Raw genomic sequence first — 16,942 nt, forward strand, 5'->3', positions numbered from 1 at the left:
AACAAAGGCTTTCCGCCATGTCCATTACCCCCCAGGAGGCGCTGCAGCGCACCATCGAGCACCGCGAGATCTTCCACGACGAGATGCTGCACCTCATGCGCATGATCATGCGCGGCGAGCTGTCGCCCGTGATGACCGCCGCCATCGTCACCGGCCTGCGCGTGAAGAAGGAGACCATCGGCGAGATCACCGCCGCCGCGCAGGTGATGCGCGAGTTCTCCCGCAAGGTGGCCGTGGCCGACACCACCCACCTGGTGGACATCGTGGGCACCGGCGGCGACGGCGCCAACACCTTCAATATCTCCACCTGCGCCATGTTCGTGGCCGCGGCGGCGGGTGCCAAGACCGCCAAGCACGGTGGCCGCGGCGTGTCGAGCAAGAGCGGCAGCGCCGACGTGATGGAGTCGCTGGGCGTGCACATCGACCTGCCGCCCGAGGCCATCGCGCGCTGCATCGCCGACACGGGTATCGGCTTCATGTTCGCCCCCAACCACCACCCGGCCATGAAGAATGTGGCGCCCGTGCGCAAGGAGCTGGGCGTGCGCACGCTCTTCAACATCCTCGGGCCGCTCACCAACCCCGCGGGCGCGCCGAACATCCTCATGGGTGTGTTCCACCCCGACCTCGTGGGCATCCAGGTGCGTGCTCTGCAGCGCCTGGGAGCGGAGCATGCGCTGGTGGTCTATGGCCGCGACGGCATGGACGAGGTGAGCCTGGGCGCGGCCACCATGGTGGGCGAGCTGAAGAACGGCGAGATCACCGAATACGAGATCCATCCCGAGGACTTCGGCCTGGCGATGTCCAGCAACCGCACCCTCAAGGTGGAGACGCCCGAGCAGTCGCGCGAGATGCTGCTGTCGGTGCTGCGCGGCGAGCCCGGCCCCGCGCGCGAGATCGTCAGCCTGAATGCGGGCGCGGCGCTGTACGCCGCCAATGTGGCCAGTTCCATCGCCGACGGTATTCAGAAGGCGCGCGATGCCATCGCCAGTGGCGCTGCAGCGGCCAAGCTGGAGCAGCTTGTCGCCCGCAGCCACGCGCAGGTGGTCTGACCGGATTGACGCTGAGTCCGTACTCCCATGGCGTCCGGTCCTGTTCCTTTGAGCTGCGCCACAGGCGTCAGGGCCCTGTGGCCGCATTGTTCAGCTTGGAAGTCCAGGCGTCACCGGGCACATCGTTGGGGCAGCAAATGGCGGCCCTGGACGATTGCGTGCACCTGCTTGACCGGCGACCGGATATCCGGCGATCCGGTGGGCGCCTGACCGCGTCTCCTCGACGTGAAGCAGGCACCTCTGCGCCGTCTTTTGAGTAGGAGCAGAAAATGTGGCGTGACCCGGTGGCATGGATTGCGGTCGGTATCTCATTTTTGTTCATCGTCGTGGGCATCGCGATGCACCGCGTTTTCGTCAAAGTTTTGAAGCAGGGCGCTCCGACGCCCGATCCAACCTCCAACAAGGCTCCTGACCATGAGTGACATCCTGAACAAGATCGTGGCCGTCAAACGCGAGGAGATCGCGGCGGCGCAGAAGAAAACGCCCCTGGCCGCCATGCGCGCCGATGCCGAGAGCCGCGTGCTCACGCGCGATTTCGAGGGCGCCCTGCGCGCGAAGATCGCCGCCGGCCAGGCCGCCGTGATCGCCGAGATCAAGAAGGCCAGCCCCAGCAAGGGCGTGATCCGCGAGGACTTCATCCCGGCCGACATCGCCCAGAGCTACGCGGAGGGCAACGGCAAGGTCAGCGCGGCCTGTCTCTCGGTGCTGACCGACCGGCAGTTCTTCCAGGGCCAGCCCGACTACCTCAAGCAGGCACGCGCGAGCTGCGCGCTGCCTGTGCTGCGCAAGGACTTCATGGTCGATGCCTACCAGATCTACGAATCGCGCGCGATGGGCGCCGATGCCATCCTGCTGATCGCCGCCTGCCTGGAGGATGCCCAGATGGCGGAGTTCGAGGCCATCGCGCACAGCCTGGGCATGGCCGCCCTGGTGGAAGTGCACGACGGTGCCGAGCTGGACCGCGCCCTCAAGCTGCGCACGCCGCTGGTGGGCATCAACAACCGCAACCTGCGCACCTTCGAAGTGTCGCTGGACACCACCGTCTCGTTGCGCAAAGCAGTGCCGTCCGACCGGCTGCTGGTGGCGGAGTCGGGCATCCTCACGCCGCAGGACGTCAAGACCCTGCGCGATGCCGACGTGCATGCCTTCCTCGTGGGCGAGGCCTTCATGCGGGCCCAGGAGCCCGGGGCGGCGCTGGCAAAGCTGTTCTCCTGATTCATCCGGCCATGAACCCTACCGCGTACGATCCATCCGCCCCGCTTTCGCAACTGCAGAGCGCCGATCCCGCCGACTGGCCGGTGGCGCCCGGCTGGCAGCCGCTGGTCGATGATTTCTTCACGAGCCCGCGCGGGCAGGCGCTGCTGGGCTTCCTGCGCCAGCGGCTGGAGGCGGGCGCGGTGATCTTCCCGCCGCGGCCGCTGCGCGCACTGGAGCTCACGCCGCCGGAGTCGGTGCGCGTGGTCATCCTGGGACAGGACCCCTACCACGGGCGCGGGCAGGCCGAGGGGCTGGCCTTCTCGGTCGCGCCCGGCGTGGCCCTGCCGCCCTCGCTGCGCAATATCTTCAAGGAACTGCAGCGCGACCTGGGTACACCGTTTCCCGCCTGGCCCGAGCCGGGCGGCAGCCTCGTCAAATGGGCGAAGAACGGTGTGCTGCTGCTCAACACCTGCCTCACCGTCGAAGAGGCCCAGCCCGCGAGCCATGCGGGCAAGGGCTGGGAGCAACTCACCGACGCGGTGATCCGCAAGGTGGGCGAGGGCGACCGGCCCGCGGTCTTCATGCTCTGGGGGTCGCATGCGCAGTCCAAGCGGCCGCTCATCGACGCCAGCCGCCACCTCGTGCTGACCGCCAACCATCCTTCGCCCCTGTCCGCGCTGAGGCCACCCGTGCCGTTCATCGGCTGCGGACATTTCGGCCGGGCGCGCGAATTCCGCGAACGGCATGCGGGCCGGGCGGCTGGCGGCGCCTGACCGGCCGCGGGCCACGTGGGCGGGGCAGGGCCGCCGGTTTCGCCATCCGGGCCCATGCTTCGCTTCGCCGCAGCGTCGCGGCGCGGGCAGGCGCAACATGCCAGGAGGCCGGGAAACCCCGGCGCCCGTCCCTGCTGGCGCATGGTGCGCACCTTGTGGCATGGTGTGCCGGCACTTTCCGCTTCATTGAAAGGTGCCCTCTTCATGTCCTCGGGAAATGTGAACCGGCGAGACCGTCCCGCGGCGCACGTCCGGCCCCTGGAAACGCCGCAGCCGCAAGAAGGTGCGGCCGGCGCATCGTCGTCTTCCCGCCCCGCCGCTGGTGGAGGATCCGGAGGCTCGGCGACGGCAGCGCTGGACGAGCCGCGGCTGCGTTCCCGCGCCGCCTCCGGAGCGGTCCCGGCAGAGTCGGCTGCCGCGCGCCCGCGGGCCGCAGTGCCGCGCGCCCACATCCCGGAGACTGAGCAGTCACGCCCCCCGGCACGCCCGGCGAACGCGATCATCCAGGAGGCGGTGGACCACCTCAATATCTTCTTTGCGCGACGTTCGCAACTCGACCTGCCCCGCGATGCCGCGGAGGTCCGGCGCCTGTCCGCTCCCGCCTTCGAGCAGGCCCGGCAGGGCCTGGACGCGCTGGCACGGCTGAACCGGCAGCAAAAGCGCGAAGCGATCCAGCGGCGCATTCCCGCCTTTCTCGAGCAGCAGCGGACCTATGCCGCCAACGGCATGGTCAGGACGCAGGAAATCCTGCCGCGCCGCAGGGCGCTGGACAGGGACATGGCGCAGGTGGATGCCCTGCGGCTCGGCCTGCCGGGACAGAAGGCGGCCTGGGAGCGCTTCAAGCAGGGCCTGGAAGAAGACATCGCTTCTCTGGAACCCTATGTGGAGGCATTGCGGCAGACGCAGCAGAACTACTCCAGCCAGGCCGTGCTCAAGGTGATCCCCCAGGCAGAGAACTATCTCGAACTGGCGCGGCTCGGGCTCGCGCAGGCCACGGCTTTCTCGCTCAGCGCTGGCCAGGCACTGGTCACGACGGGTGTGCAGAGGCTGGAACAGGCCGTGTTTGCCAATGCCCCGCCATTCCTGGTCTCTCAGATACCGGCCAAGCCCGCAATTTCGATTGAGAGCATCTGCGAGATCGGCATCATCGAGCGGCAGGACTACAGCGAATTCTTGATGAAACTGGAGCGGCAGACCCAGGGCAACATCGCGTTAATCATGAGCTACCTGCCGCCTGGGCAGGACCTGACGGAGTCGTCCGAAGGCCATGCGGCGTTGGAACTGGCGCATGCGCTCTCCCAGTTCCGCGCTCGCTACGAAGCGCTGCCGAAGGAGGGCGAAACGCAGGAGTCCTCTGCGGCGCCTGCAAAAGAACGGGAAGCGGCCGAGGCGGCGGAGGGCCCCCGCCGCGCGTCTTCGCATCGCGGAGGCCGGACGCGTGTTTCGGCGAAGCAGCGGCCAGCGGCAGGTGCAGCACGGCGCCCCATCGCTTCGGCATCGGGCCCGGCCCGCACGTCGGATGCCGGCACGTCCGCCCCCGCACCGCAGCTTTCGCCGCATGCCGCGGCCGTCATCGAACTGGTGCGCGAGCGGCTGCGGGAGTTTTCCGCACCTCCGGCCCGGCCGGCGGGCGCGCGGCTCGACTTCGCAGACCTGGGTGCGGCCCTGCGCAAGGATGCGCGCCACATCACCGAAGCCCTTGCCGGCGGCATGGATCCGCTGGCGCTGACAGCACGGATGCGCTCGGCGCTCGTGGACTGGCTGGGCGAGCCGGATGTCTGGGCCGCGCGCTGGGAGCAACTGCAGTCCCTCCCTGCCACGGAGGTGGATGCCGGCGTGGAAAGCCTGCGGGAGCAGGTCGGCGCGCGTATCCGTGAGGTGGGCGCACTGCACGACGAGTTGCGCACGCAAGCGTGCGACCTGATAAAGCGGTATGCCTTTCCACAAGCCGGACACCTGGCGCGATTGTTCGAACTGGAAGAGGCCGTGCTGCGGGACGTGCCGCGGCGCCTGCCGTCCGAGGGCGATACCGAAGACGGCCGGGGCCGCCTGTTCGAAGTGCGTGTGGACCTGCGTCCTTTCTCGGATGGCCGTGCGGCCGATCCGCTCTTCGTGCATTTTCATACCCGCGAGCCCGTGGCGGCGCAAGCCCTGCGCACGATCGGCCACGTGGACCTCGACGCGGTGCACATCAAGACGGCCGAGCAGGTCGGCTGGGGCGCCAACTGGGAGCGCTTGAATGGTGCCCTGCTGGGCCCGGTGCACCGCGGTTCACTGTCTGCCCGCGTACTGGCGGAACTGCAGGCCCGCATGGTCACCCCCTGACGCCGGCAGGGCGATACCCACGCTTCGCCCCCGGATACATCACTTCTTCGTGGTTTGGCCGCGCAGCGCCCGCGTGCCACCGTCCCGCGGACCCATGTCCTGGAGAGAATGTTGGCGCGGCCATCCCCGCAGGCGCTGAGCGCCGGGGAGGTTATCGAACATGAAGGAAGCGCTCCAGGTATTTGATCACCAGCGCTCGCTGCTGCAAATGCCGCGGGACGCAGACGCGATCCGAGAACTGTCGCGCCCGGCATTCGAGCAGGCCCAGCAGGCCATGGACGCAATGCAGCGCCTGCCAGTTCGGCCTGCCGGGGCAGAAGCAGGCCTGGAAACGCTTCACCCAGGGACTGGACGAGGATGTGAAATCCCTCCGACCCTATCTCCAGGCCCTGAAGCAGACGCTCAGGAACTACTCCGGGCCCGAGGTGTTCGCCCTGGAGCACCTGGATGCGTTCCGCGGTCGTCCATTGGTTCGGTGCACCGGATGTATGGTCCCAGCGGAGCGCGCAACTGCAGTCCCTGCCGGGCGCGGACAAGGATGCCGAAGTGCAGGGTCTGCGCGAGAAAATCGATGCCCGGATACAGGGTATCCAGGCGTTGCAGGGGCACATCGACGCCGCCGAGCGCGACCTGCTGAAGCAGTACCCCTTCCCGCGGGCGACCCACCTCACGCGCTTGCTCGAACTCGGAAGAGGCGGCGCCGCGGGGAGCTGCCCGGCGGCTGGCCTCGGACGGCGATACGCCGGATGGCCGGGGGCTTCTCTTCGAAGTCCGCGTGGATCTGGAGCCGCTGTTGGACGGGCGGCCGTCTGGCCCGGTGCCTGCAAGAATGCCGTCTCCATCCGCACATCGAATGAAGGAGACTCCGCAATGAACGCATCCCCCGGCGCCCGCCCCGCCATCGACTGGACCTTGCCCTACGCCTCGCACCGCAGCCCGGTCATGGGCCGCAATGTCGTGTCCACCTCCCAGCCCCTGGCGGCCCAGGCCGGCCTGCGGATGCTGCAGGCGGGAGGCAATGCGGTCGATGCAGCGCTGGCCGCGGCGATGGCGCTCACCGTGGTCGAGCCCACGGGCTGCGGCATCGGCAGCGACGCCTTCGCCATCGTGTGGGACGGCAAGGAACTGCATGGCCTCAACGCCTCGGGGCGATCCCCTGCCGCCTGGACGCCTGGCTATTTCTCCGGAATCGGGGGCATTCCCGAAACCGGCTGGAACGCCGTCACGGTGCCGGGCGCCGTCTCGGGCTGGGTGGCGCTGTCGCGGCGCCTGGGGCGCCTGCCCTTCGCGCAGCTCGCGCAGCCGGCCATCGATTACGCGCGGCGGGGTTTCGCCGTCTCGCCCACCATCGCGCGGCAATGGACGCTGGGAGCCGCCAGGCTGGGAAGCCAGCCGGGGTTCGCCGAATGCTTCATGCCCGGCGGCCACACGCCGCGCGCGGGTGAAATCTTCCGCAGCGAGGCCCATGCCCGCACGCTGGAGCGCATCGCCGCCACCGAGGGTGAGGACTTCTACCGCGGCGAACTGGCCCGGCAGATGGCGGCGCACGCCCGCGCGAACGGCGGCGCGATGACCGAGGAGGACCTCGCGGCCCACCAGGCCGACTGGGTGGGCACCGTGAGCCGGCGCTTCGGTGACTCCGTGATCCACGAGATCCCGCCCAACGGCCAGGGCATCGCGGCGCTGATGGCGCTGGGCATGCTGGACGCGCACGGCATCGGTGCACGGCCCGTGGACCACGTGGATACGGTGCACGCGAGCATCGAGGCGATGAAGCTCGCATTGGCCGACCTGTACCGCCATAACGCCGATGCGGACGCCATGCGCGTGGCCGCGCGCGACCTGCTGTCGGACGCCTACGTACGCCAGCGCGCCGCGCTCATCGATCCGGCCCGCGCGGGCGATCCCGGCCACGGCACGCCGCGCCCGGGTGGCACTGTGTACCTCGCCGCGGCCGACGAGAGCGGCATGATGGTGTCCTTCATCCAGTCCAACTACATGGGCTTCGGCTCGGGTGTGGTGGTGCCGGGCACGGGCATCAGCCTGCAGAACCGCGGCCACTGCTTCACCGCCGAGGCGGGCCACGCGAACGAGGTGGCACCGCGCAAGCGCCCCTCGCACACCATCATCCCGGCTTTCGCCATGGACGCCGATGGCACGCCGCGCATGGCCTTCGGCGTCATGGGAGGCCCCATGCAGAGCCAGGGCCACGCGCAGATGGCACTGCGCGTGCTGCGCTACGGCCAGAACCCCCAGGCTGCCGCCGACGCGCCGCGCTGGCGCGTGACGGGCGGCAAGGGCGTGGCGGTGGAGCCGGGCTTCGACCCCGCCGTGGTCCAGGCGCTGCGCGACCGCGGCCACGAGGTGACGGTGGAAGAGGGCGACGGCGTGTTCGCCTTCGGTGGCGCGCAGTTGGTGCTGCGGCTGGACAGCGGCGCCTATGCCGCCGGCTCGGACCCGCGCAAGGACGGCCATGCCGTCGCCTGTTGACGACGGCCCGCCCGCATCAGCGCGACTCGCGCACCGTCAGCCAGGCGCCGGCTGCCCCGCTCGCCGCGATGGCTGCCATGCCGAGCAGCGACGGGCGGTCCGGCACGTGGCCGTACACCCACCAGCCCGCCAGGACCGCGAAGGCGATCTGGCTGTAGAGGAAGGGTGCGATCGTGGTCGGCGTGGCGCGTGCATAGGCATTGAGCAGCATCAGGTGCCCGAGCGCGCTGGCCACGCCCATCGCGAAGGTGCCCGCCCAGAGCCGGGGATCGGACACGGCCTGCCAGGCGAAGGGCAGGGCCAGCGATACCAGCGCGGTGGCCAGCCAGCCGGTGTAGAACTGCGTGGTGGCCGGGCTCTCGCGCCCGGCCATGGTGCTGCTGATGACCTGGTAGCCCGTGCCTGCGGCCAGCATCCCGAGCGGCAGCAACAGCGCCCAGGTGAAGATCGCTCCGCCCGGCCGCGCGATGAGCACCGCACCGGCCAGGCCCACGGCCGCCAGCGCCCAGCGGGCAGGGCTCACGTGCTGGCGCAGCCAGAACGCGGCCACCAGCGTCACGCACAGCGGGGTGGTCGCGCCGATGGCGGTGAGTTCCGCCAGGGGCATGAAGCGCAGGCTCAGGTAGGCGAAAAAACTCGTCGCCGCGAAAAGCACCGCGCGCAGCGCCTGGAACCGCGGCTGCGAGGTGCGCAGCGCGGCGGGGCCCTCGCGGTGCAGCACGTACGCGGTCGCCAGCACGGCCTGGAAAAGGTAGCGCAGCCAGAGCGCCATCACCACCGGCATGCCTGCCAGCGCGACGTGCTTGCTCGTGGCATCCAGCACCGCGAAGCACGCGCACGCCCCCACGGTGAGTGCGATGCCCCCCAGCACCCGGCGCGGATTCCCGCGGCCGGGGGCGGTGGATTCGGTGCCGGGCGCCCGGGGCATGGACCGTCCGTTCAGCGGCGCGCCAGCAGCATCGCGTCGCCGTAGCTGAAGAACCGGTAGCGCTGCGCGATCGCGTGGCGGTATAGCTCCATGGCGTGATCGTAGCCCGTGAAGGCGCTGATCAGCATCATGAGCGTGCTCTTGGGCAGGTGGAAATTGGTGACCAGCAGGTCCACCACCCGGAAGGAAAACCCCGGGGTGATGAAGATGTCGGTATCGCCCGTGGCCTGCCCGCTGCGTGCCCAGGATTCGAGCGTGCGCACCGTCGTCGTGCCCACGGCCACCACACGGCCGCCGCGCTGCCGGCAGCGCTCCAGCGCGGCCAGCGTGGCCAGCGGCACCTCGTACCACTCGCTGTGCATGCGGTGGTCCGCCAGGCTTTCGGTCTTCACGGGCTGGAAGGTGCCGGCGCCCACGTGCAGGGTGACGCTCGCGCGCTCCACGCCGCGCGCCGCCAGGGCCGCCAGCACGCCTTCATCGAAATGCAGCGCCGCCGTGGGTGCGGCCACCGCACCCGGCGCGCGCGCGAACACCGTCTGGTAGCGCTCCGCGTCCTCGGCCGCGTCGGGGTCGTCTTCGCCGTCCTGGTGGCGCTCGATGTAGGGCGGCAGCGGCATGTGGCCGTGTCGCTCCATCAGCGCATGCGGTCCCGCGCCATCGGGGCTCGACAGGGCGAAGCGGAACAGCGGGCCGTTCTCGTCGGGCCAGCGGCCCAGCAGCGTGGCGCCGAAGCCGCCGCCCGCCGGGCCTCCGGCCATGTGGAGCGTGGCACCCACCGCTGGCTTCTTGCTCACCTTCATGTGCGCGACCACCTCGTTGCCGGCTTCGCCTTCCGGGCCCACGAGCACGCGCTCGATCAGCAGTTCCACCTTGCCGCCGCTGGCCTTCTCGCCGAACACCCGGGCCTTGACCACGCGCGTGTCGTTGAACACCAGCAGGTCGCCCGCCTGCAGCAGGTCCGGCAGCTCGCGGAAGATGCGATCCACGGGCGCATCCGCGCGGCCATCGAGCAGGCGCGAGGCGCTGCGCTCGGGCGCGGGGTGCTGGGCGATGAGTTCGGGGGGCAGCGAGAAGTCGAAATCGCTGAGGGTGAAGGCGCGGGGCGGCTGGCTGGCGGACATGCGGGGCTTGAGGGCCGGACGGGCCCGTTCCAAGAAGAGGGATCAGGAGACGAAGCTCCCGATTCTCCCACGGAGGGCGGCCCGCGCCTTGCCGGGCCTGTGTCGACACGGAGGCCGTTGATGGTTGCTGAATGCCATCGGCGCCGGTGCCTTACAGGCGGCGTTCTTCGATGGCTTTCTCGCACCTATACGGGTCTGCGATTCCGAAGCGGACAGCGCAGTAATCTCGGAACGCTTGTTGGCGTGCTGAGTCCATGGTGTCGAAGGCATCCCTGTCCAGGCCCTGTTGCGCAGGGTTGGTGAAGAGCAGGGTGAACGTGGGACGCGACTTGAGAAATGGCTCCCAGGCGCTTCCAACCTCGTGGTCTCCGATGTATTTGTCGAAGCCGATCCACATCCAGCTGCCGACCAGCAGCAGGGCGGCAATTCCCAGGGTGGCTCGGACCTTCACGGTTGCATGAGTCCGAAGTGGGTTCGCAATTGTTGGGCTATGGCGAGCCCGTGAACTCCCGGGCATGCGCGGCTGCTCTGCTGCCCGCCGCCGCGGCAAATTCCCGGTGTCCGCCCAAAGCCTTGATGGGGAAAAACTCTTTCAAGGTGCTCACCAAATTTTCTGCCGCTCTTCGCTGAAAGTCAGAGGGCTCATCGTTGGAGAAATCGAGCTTGTCTTTTTGCACGCCCAGAAATTCAGAGACTCCCCCAAGCATGCCCCGCTTCTTGAATGCTTGTGTGACTCCAGGACCATGGTCGCCCGCCTCACCTCGTTGGCTGAAATCGGAAAGGAACACTATCCCGATGACTCCAGTGTTGCCTTTCTCGATGTGTGCACCTCGATGGCGAATGTCCAGTGCCTCGTAGATGGTGCCCTGGCAGTCGATGGCATAGTGATAGCTCAGTTGCCCGAAGCTGTTCAAATCGATTTTCTCCGCTTTGCGCAAAGCTTCAATGCCATTCATTTCGCAACTGAAGGAGTTGCCTGCGTGGTGAAGCGCGATGGCACGATAGTCCCAATCGCTATGAGGTACCGAAGAAGGGTTGATCGCTCCCCACTGCGAGCGCTCCACGATGCCCGGCCTGCTGACGAGCACCTTGCGAATCTGTGCGTGATCGGCGATCCGGCATGCGATGGTGGGCTGCAGCATTCTGACTTGATCCCGGCACAGCGCCTGATGCGTCGGTCCGTTGGGAAAAATGATCGAATCCGCGGGCTGAATGCCAGCCATTTTCTGGACGATCAGGATGGCCTGGAGCGCGTATCTGGACTGATGCGGCCGTCTTCCGGTATGAGCCTGTAGCCCATCTTGCATGCCATGTGCCTGTTCAAAGCGCATTGAACGCTCAGGACTTCATGCGGCTTGTTTCCTGCGGTCCTGCCAACAGGAGAGGTGAGGACAATTCTTTTCAATGGCGAGCTCCAGATACGCAGGCTTACCATCGATACAAGTGGGCAGGACTGCAAAGATTCAGTCTATAGACCGGCACGAAGGGGAATCATTTCGTGCCGTTCTGGTTTGCATAACCTGGCTTTATATAGCTGTTGGGGGCAGCGTCGGGCTCCTTCCATAGGCAGGCAACAGGATTTGCGCCTGCTCACACCACCTTCAAGGCCAGATCCGGCAGCCCGTCGATGTGCGCCACCATCACGTCGCCCTTCACCACCGCACCCACGTTCTCCGGCGTGCCGCTGTAGATCAGGTCGCCGGCCTTGAGCTCGAAGGCTTCGGAGAGCTTGGCGATCTGCTCGGCCACGCTCCAGATCATCTGGTCGAGGTCGGCCTGCTGCTTCACGGTGCCGTTCACCGCGAGGGTGATGGCACCCCGGGGGAAATGGCCCGTGCGTGCCACGCGGTGGATCGGGCCGATGGGCGCGGAGAGGTCGAAGCTCTTGCCGATCTCCCAGGGCTTCTTCTGGTCCTTCATGTCGCTCTGCAGGTCGCGGCGCGTCATGTCCAGCCCGACGGCGTAGCCGAAGACGTGCTGCAGGGCCTGGTCGGCCCGGATGTTGCGCCCGCCGCTGTGCAGGGCGGCCACCAACTCCACTTCGTAGTGGTAGTTGCGGGTCAGGGCGGGGTAGGGGTGGTCCACGGTCTGCCCGGGCGGCACGAACTGGATCGCGTCGTTCGGCTTCTGGAAGAAAAAGGGCGGCTCGCGCGTCGGGTCCGAGCCCATCTCGCGCGCATGGGCCGCGTAGTTGCGGCCGATGCAGTAGATGCGGTGCACGGGGAAAACCTCGGCGCCGCCGGCGATCGGCACGGCGGGCACGGGCAGGGTGAAGGGCGAGGGGGCGGCGGGCGTGGCGGCGACGCTGGCGCAGCCGGCGGCCAGGGCGCCGCCCAGGGTGGCAGTGGTGTTCATGAGGATGTCTCTGCGTTGCATGGGCTGTGTCTCCTGTGTCCTGGATGGCGTGCGGCCTCTCGCGGGCCGGTGGATGCCACTGTAGGAGCGCGCGCAGCGCCGCATGCGGACGATTCAGCGCAAGACTTGGACGCGATCGCCGGACGCGGCGTCGCCCTGCAGTTCCCGCAGCCGCTCCGTGCGCCAGTCGCGCGGGCTCAGGCCGTGCCACTGCCGGAAGCGTCGGGCGAAGTACGCCTCGTCCGCGAAGCCGCAGCGCCGCGCGATCTCGCCGATGCGCTCGCCGGTGGCCAGCAGCAGTTCCTGCGCCAGCGCCAGCCGGCGCTCGGTCAGCAGTTCGGTGAAGGTGCGGCCCGTTTCCTTCTTGATGAGGTGGGCGAGGTAGTTGGGCGACAGGCAGGCCGCCTCGGCCGCGCTCGCGAGCGAGGGCTCGCCCGCCAGTTCGCCGCGCAGGTAGCGCAGCACCCGGGCCAGCGCCGCGCGGCGGCTGCCGCGCTGGGCCTGCGTGGCCGCCAGGGCGCGCAGCTCGCCCTCCCAGCGCTGGCAGGTGCGCGCCAGCAGTTCCAGCAGCCCGCCGCGGATGCGTGCGGCGGAGGCCAGCCGGCGCGCCGTGTTCTCGTGCTGCAGCATCTCCAGCAGCGCCAGCACGGCCTGCCATTCTGCGCTGTCGAAGGTGAAATCCAGGTGCTCCTGGAACTGGAAGGGCGCCAGCTCGGGCGCGAGCGCCAGGGGAACGTCTTCCAGGTCCAGCGGGTCCACGCGCAGGTCGGGCCAGAGGAAGCGCTGGCTGAAGTTCAGCACCAGCCAGCGCGTGCCCGGCGGGTGGGGCACCAAGTGCATGCGGTGCGGCAGCACGAAGCTCAGCGTGCCCGGCGTGAAGGGGCGCACGGTGCCGCCCACGTGGTGCTGCGTGGCGCCTTCGAGGCTGGCCTGTATCTGGAAATACTCGTGCTTGTGCGGCTGCGTCAGGGGCGTGCGGCCGCTCTGGTCGCGGATGTCGAAGTCCAGGTGCCGGGAGCGCTCCGCCATCGCATACGTGCGCACGGCCGAGGGCGCGCGCTCCGGACGCTCCCGGCTCATCCGGCGGCGCCCCCGGGCCGGGCCCAGAGATCGACGAGGTCCGGGAAGCGCCATTTGTCCGGGTCTTCGCGCGCGACGATCTTGTCGCCGCTCGCAGGCGACGAGAGATCGACCACCTCGGGCGGGATGCGCAGGTCGGACCTGGTGGAGAAGAACACCTTCACGCGCGGCGAGACCAGCGACGCGGACTGCTCCATCACCACCCCGATGCGACCCGAGGCGAGCCGCACCAGCGAACCGACGGGATAGATGCCGATGCTCTTGACGAAGGCCTGGAACAGCCGTGCGTCGAAATGCCCATGCGTCCATTCGGCCATGCGGCGCAGCGATTCGGCCGGATCCCAGCCGCGCTTGTAGGGCCGGTCGGAGGTGATGGCGTCATAGACGTCGCAGATCGCCGTCATGCGAGCGATCAGGCCGATGTCCTCGCCCGCGAGCCGGTGCGGGTAGCCGCTGCCGTCCATCTTCTCGTGGTGGTGCAGGCAGGCGTCCAGTACCTCCTCGTCCACGCCGCCGCAGGCCAGCAGCATCCGGTGGCCGTGCTCGGAGTGGCTGCGGATCACGTCGAACTCGTCGTCGGTGAGCTTGCCGGGCTTGTTCAGCACCGACAGCGGGATGCGCGCCTTGCCGATGTCGTGCATGAGGCCGGCCATGCCGGCGGTGCGCAGGCGCTCGCCCTCCAGGCCGATCTGGCGGCCCAGCGCCACCATCAGCGCGCACACGGCCACCGAATGCATGTAGGTGTAGTCGTCCGCGGTCTTCAGGCGCGCGAGGCTGATGAGGGCCGACGGGTTGCGCGTCACGGAGTCCGAGATTTCCTCGACGAGGCTGCGGGCCTCGGTCGAATCCACCACCCGCCCCATGCGCGCCTCGGTGAACATCGAGGTCATCGTCTGGCGGGCGTGGCTGGTCAGGGCCGCCGCATGGGCCAGTTCCTCGGACATGCTGGTCGGCGCCGTCCCCAGCGGGCGCGCAGGCACGACCGGGGCGGGCGGGGGCGGAGGCGGCGGAGCGGCCACCCTGAGTTCCGGCATGTCCTGCAGCTTCTGGAAATCCGTCTCCCGCCGGGCCTCGGCCTGTTCGGGCGTGACGGTGGCCACCCCGGCAGCGACGTCGAGCCCCCTGGACACGTCGATCCAGACCTCCTGGATAGCCGTCGCGTGGATGCGCGCGAGATCCGCCGCATCCTGCAGCACGAAGCCGGTGCGCCAGAACGGATGGTCCATCCAGGAGCCGCAGAACTGGTGCAGGTACATGCCCAGGGTGAGGTGCTGTACGCTGATTCGCTTGAGCATGGGGGCGAAAGGGTAGCTGGTGCGGGAAGGACGGCCGGGCTGCGGCAGCATGTTAGCCTTTTGCGTGCTCTCGTGGAGTGCCGGGTGCGCCGTTTCCATTTTTGCAAATATTGCGGTTTTTAGTATTTTACTGCCAAGCGCTACCGTTCCACGCTTTCCCGCCGCTGCTGCCTTGCCCATGCCCGTTCCCGCGCCCAGTCCCGCCCAGAAAGCCCTCCAGAAGCTGGGACTGTCGCGCGACATCGACCTCGCGCTGCACCTGCCCCTGCGCTACGAGGACGAAACCCGCATCACTCCGCTGCGCAACGCGAGGGACGGCGACACGGCCCAGATCGAGGCCACGGTCACGGCCAGCGAAGTGCAGTTGCGCCCGCGCCGCCAGCTGGTGGTGACGGTGGAAGATGGCACGGGCACCTGCGAGCTGCGCTTCTTCAGTTTCTATCCCTCGCACCAGAAGACCCTGGCCGTCGGCGCGCGCCTGCGCATCCGCGGCGAGGTCAAGGGCGGCTTCTGGGGGCGGCAGATGTTGCACCCGGCGTTCCGGCTGGCGGGCGGTGAACTGCCCGCCGCCCTCACGCCTGTTTACCCGACCACGGCCGGACTTCCCCAGCCGTACCTTCGCCGCGCCATCGTCAGCGCCCTGCAGCGCGTGGACCTGTCCGAAACCATCCCGCCGGGCCTGGAGCCCCCGATTCCGCGGTTTCTGGGCGAAGGCGGGGGCGGCCGTTCCTGGTGGACGCTGCGCGATGCGCTGGTCTTCCTGCACCATCCTGCGCCCGACGTGGCCATGGCCACGCTGGAGGACCACAGCCACCCGGCCTGGCAGCGGCTGAAGGCCGAGGAACTGTTGGCGCAGCAGCTTTCGCAGCTGGAGGCCAAGCGCGAGCGCGACCGGTTGCGTGCCCCGGTACTGCGGCCCGTGCCGGGCGAGCGGGGCGGGCCCGCGTTGCACGAGCGCCTGCTGACCGCGCTGCCCTTCGGCCTCACGGCCGCCCAGCGGCGCGTGTGCGCGGAGATCGCGGCCGACCTGGCCCGCCCCGTGCCCATGCACCGGCTGTTGCAGGGCGACGTGGGTTCGGGCAAGACCGTGGTCGCGGCGCTCTCGGCGGCCGTGTGCATGGATGCCGGCTGGCAGTGCGCGCTCATGGCGCCCACCGAGATCCTGGCCGAGCAGCACTTCCGCAAGCTCATCGGCTGGCTGGAGCCCCTGCTCGCGGCCAGCGGACGGCGCGTGGCCTGGCTGGCCGGCGGCCAGAAGAAGAAGGAGCGCGCCGCGATGCTGGCGCTCGTCGAAAGCGGCGAGGCAGCCCTGGTTGTGGGCACCCACGCCGTGATCCAGGACCAGGTGCGCTTCCGCAACCTCGCGCTGGCCGTCATCGACGAGCAGCACCGCTTCGGCGTGGCGCAGCGGCTCGCGCTGCGCCGCAAGCTCGCCGACCAGGGCATGGAGCCCCACCTGCTGATGATGAGCGCCACGCCCATCCCGCGCACGCTCGCCATGAGCTACTACGCCGACCTCGACGTCTCCACCATCGACGAACTGCCCCCTGGCCGCACGCCCATCGTTACCAAGCTGATCGCCGACAGCCGCAAGGACGAGGTCATCGAGCGCATTGGCGCCCAGGTGGCGTCCGGCCGGCAGGTGTACTGGGTCTGCCCGCTGATAGAGGAAAGCGAGGCGCTGGACCTCTCCAATGCCACCGCCACGCACCTGGAGCTCAGCGAGGCCCTGCAGGGCGATCCGGCGCACGGGCAGGCACCGGTCATGGTCGGCCTGCTGCACTCGCGCATGCCCCCGGCCGAGAAGAAGGCCGTCATGGAGCTGTTCACCGCCGGCACCATGGGCGTGCTCGTCTCCACCACGGTGATCGAGGTGGGCGTGGACGTGCCCAATGCCTCGCTCATGGTGATCGAGCATGCCGAGCGCTTCGGCCTCTCGCAGCTGCACCAGCTGCGCGGCCGCGTGGGCCGCGGGTCGGCAGCCTCGGCCTGCGTGCTCCTCTATTCGACGGGCGACAGCGGCCGGCTGGGCGAGACCGCCCGCGACCGCCTGCGGGCCATGGCCGAGACCCAGGACGGCTTCGAGATCGCGCGGCGCGACCTGGAGATCCGCGGCCCGGGCGAATTCCTCGGCGCCCGGCAGTCCGGCGCGCCGATGCTGCGCTTCGCCGACCTCGCCACCGACACCCTTCTGCTGGAATGGGCGCGCGAGACGGCACCGCGCATGCTCGACGGCCACCCTGGCGACGCGCTTCGCCACGTGGGCCGCTGGCTCGGTGGCAAGGCCGATTACCTCAAGGCCTGATCCGGCGGCCCTGCTTCCGTGGCA

The 16,942-nt window shown here is 69.0% G+C and carries 15 protein-coding genes and 1 pseudogene; 8 read left to right on the forward strand and 8 right to left on the reverse strand.

Features of this window, described 5'->3' with window-relative positions:
- Positions 1–17: 17 nt before the first annotated feature.
- The 5 genes from trpD (at position 18) to BLR05_RS08275 (ending at position 5,344) form a co-directional block, all read left to right on the forward strand.
- Positions 18–1,049 (forward strand): anthranilate phosphoribosyltransferase, encoded by a 1,032-nt coding sequence (trpD, locus tag BLR05_RS08260; RefSeq protein ID WP_092833609.1) that lies wholly within the window; start codon positions 18–20, stop codon positions 1,047–1,049.
- 269 nt (positions 1,050–1,318) lie between these two features.
- A complete protein-coding gene (locus BLR05_RS26495) occupies positions 1,319–1,471 on the forward strand; it encodes a hypothetical protein (protein ID WP_167361219.1) in 153 nt (50 codons plus the stop codon).
- Positions 1,464–2,264: an indole-3-glycerol phosphate synthase TrpC gene (gene trpC / locus BLR05_RS08265; protein ID WP_092833611.1), complete on the forward strand. Its 801-nt coding sequence runs from the start codon at positions 1,464–1,466 to the stop codon at positions 2,262–2,264. Before BLR05_RS26495 ends, trpC begins: the two co-directional genes overlap by 8 nt.
- A gap of 11 nt (positions 2,265–2,275) precedes the next feature.
- Positions 2,276–3,019 (forward strand): uracil-DNA glycosylase, encoded by a 744-nt coding sequence (locus BLR05_RS08270; protein WP_092833613.1) that lies wholly within the window; start codon positions 2,276–2,278, stop codon positions 3,017–3,019.
- Between the two features lie 513 nt (positions 3,020–3,532).
- Complete coding sequence (locus tag BLR05_RS08275; protein WP_092833615.1) at positions 3,533–5,344, forward strand: T3SS effector XopP-like protein; 1,812 nt, start codon at positions 3,533–3,535, stop codon at positions 5,342–5,344.
- 151 nt (positions 5,345–5,495) lie between these two features.
- Here the strand turns inward: BLR05_RS08275 and BLR05_RS25790 are convergent, their stop codons facing one another.
- Entirely contained in the window at positions 5,496–5,684 is a 189-nt protein-coding gene (locus tag BLR05_RS25790) for a hypothetical protein (RefSeq protein WP_143015878.1), read from the reverse strand.
- Positions 5,685–5,791: 107 nt separating this feature from the next.
- Between BLR05_RS25790 and BLR05_RS27830 the strand changes: the two are divergent.
- Positions 5,792–6,019 (forward strand): annotated as a pseudogene (locus tag BLR05_RS27830) (T3SS effector XopP-like protein); the annotation flags it as partial.
- A gap of 195 nt (positions 6,020–6,214) precedes the next feature.
- Positions 6,215–7,834, forward strand: coding sequence for a gamma-glutamyltransferase family protein (locus BLR05_RS08280; RefSeq protein WP_092833617.1), 1,620 nt, complete (start codon positions 6,215–6,217; stop codon positions 7,832–7,834).
- A 16-nt stretch (positions 7,835–7,850) separates the two neighbouring features.
- Here BLR05_RS08280 and BLR05_RS08285 read toward each other — a convergent pair whose 3' ends face one another.
- The 7 genes from BLR05_RS08285 to BLR05_RS08315 all read right to left on the reverse strand — a co-directional run bounded on the left by BLR05_RS08285 (position 7,851) and on the right by BLR05_RS08315 (position 14,613).
- Complete coding sequence (locus BLR05_RS08285; RefSeq protein WP_092833620.1) at positions 7,851–8,762, reverse strand: DMT family transporter; 912 nt, start codon at positions 8,760–8,762, stop codon at positions 7,851–7,853.
- An 11-nt stretch (positions 8,763–8,773) separates the two neighbouring features.
- The gene (gene queA, locus BLR05_RS08290) at positions 8,774–9,883 is read right to left on the reverse strand and encodes a tRNA preQ1(34) S-adenosylmethionine ribosyltransferase-isomerase QueA (RefSeq protein ID WP_092833622.1); all 1,110 of its coding nucleotides are present in this window, start codon (positions 9,881–9,883) and stop codon (positions 8,774–8,776) included.
- 151 nt (positions 9,884–10,034) lie between these two features.
- Positions 10,035–10,334, reverse strand: coding sequence for a hypothetical protein (locus BLR05_RS08295; protein ID WP_092833624.1), 300 nt, complete (start codon positions 10,332–10,334; stop codon positions 10,035–10,037).
- Positions 10,335–10,371: 37 nt separating this feature from the next.
- Positions 10,372–11,214: an N-acetylmuramoyl-L-alanine amidase gene (locus BLR05_RS08300; protein WP_092833626.1), complete on the reverse strand. Its 843-nt coding sequence runs from the start codon at positions 11,212–11,214 to the stop codon at positions 10,372–10,374.
- Between the two features lie 259 nt (positions 11,215–11,473).
- Positions 11,474–12,259: a fumarylacetoacetate hydrolase family protein gene (locus tag BLR05_RS08305; protein ID WP_092833628.1), complete on the reverse strand. Its 786-nt coding sequence runs from the start codon at positions 12,257–12,259 to the stop codon at positions 11,474–11,476.
- 93 nt (positions 12,260–12,352) lie between these two features.
- Positions 12,353–13,318 carry an AraC family transcriptional regulator gene (locus BLR05_RS08310; protein WP_092833630.1) on the reverse strand — a complete coding sequence of 322 codons (966 nt, stop codon included), beginning with the start codon at positions 13,316–13,318 and terminating at the stop codon, positions 12,353–12,355.
- Positions 13,315–14,613: a cyclic di-GMP phosphodiesterase gene (locus BLR05_RS08315; protein WP_092833806.1), complete on the reverse strand. Its 1,299-nt coding sequence runs from the start codon at positions 14,611–14,613 to the stop codon at positions 13,315–13,317. The genes BLR05_RS08310 and BLR05_RS08315 overlap by 4 nt, the downstream gene beginning before the upstream one ends.
- A gap of 178 nt (positions 14,614–14,791) precedes the next feature.
- On the opposite strand from BLR05_RS08315, the gene recG reads away from it, so the two are divergent.
- The gene (gene recG, locus BLR05_RS08320; protein WP_092833633.1) at positions 14,792–16,918 is read left to right on the forward strand and encodes an ATP-dependent DNA helicase RecG; all 2,127 of its coding nucleotides are present in this window, start codon (positions 14,792–14,794) and stop codon (positions 16,916–16,918) included.
- The last annotated feature ends 24 nt before the right edge of the window (positions 16,919–16,942 follow it).

It is taken from the genome of Paracidovorax cattleyae (genome assembly GCF_900104515.1).
GTDB lineage: Bacteria > Pseudomonadota > Gammaproteobacteria > Burkholderiales > Burkholderiaceae_C > Paracidovorax > Paracidovorax cattleyae.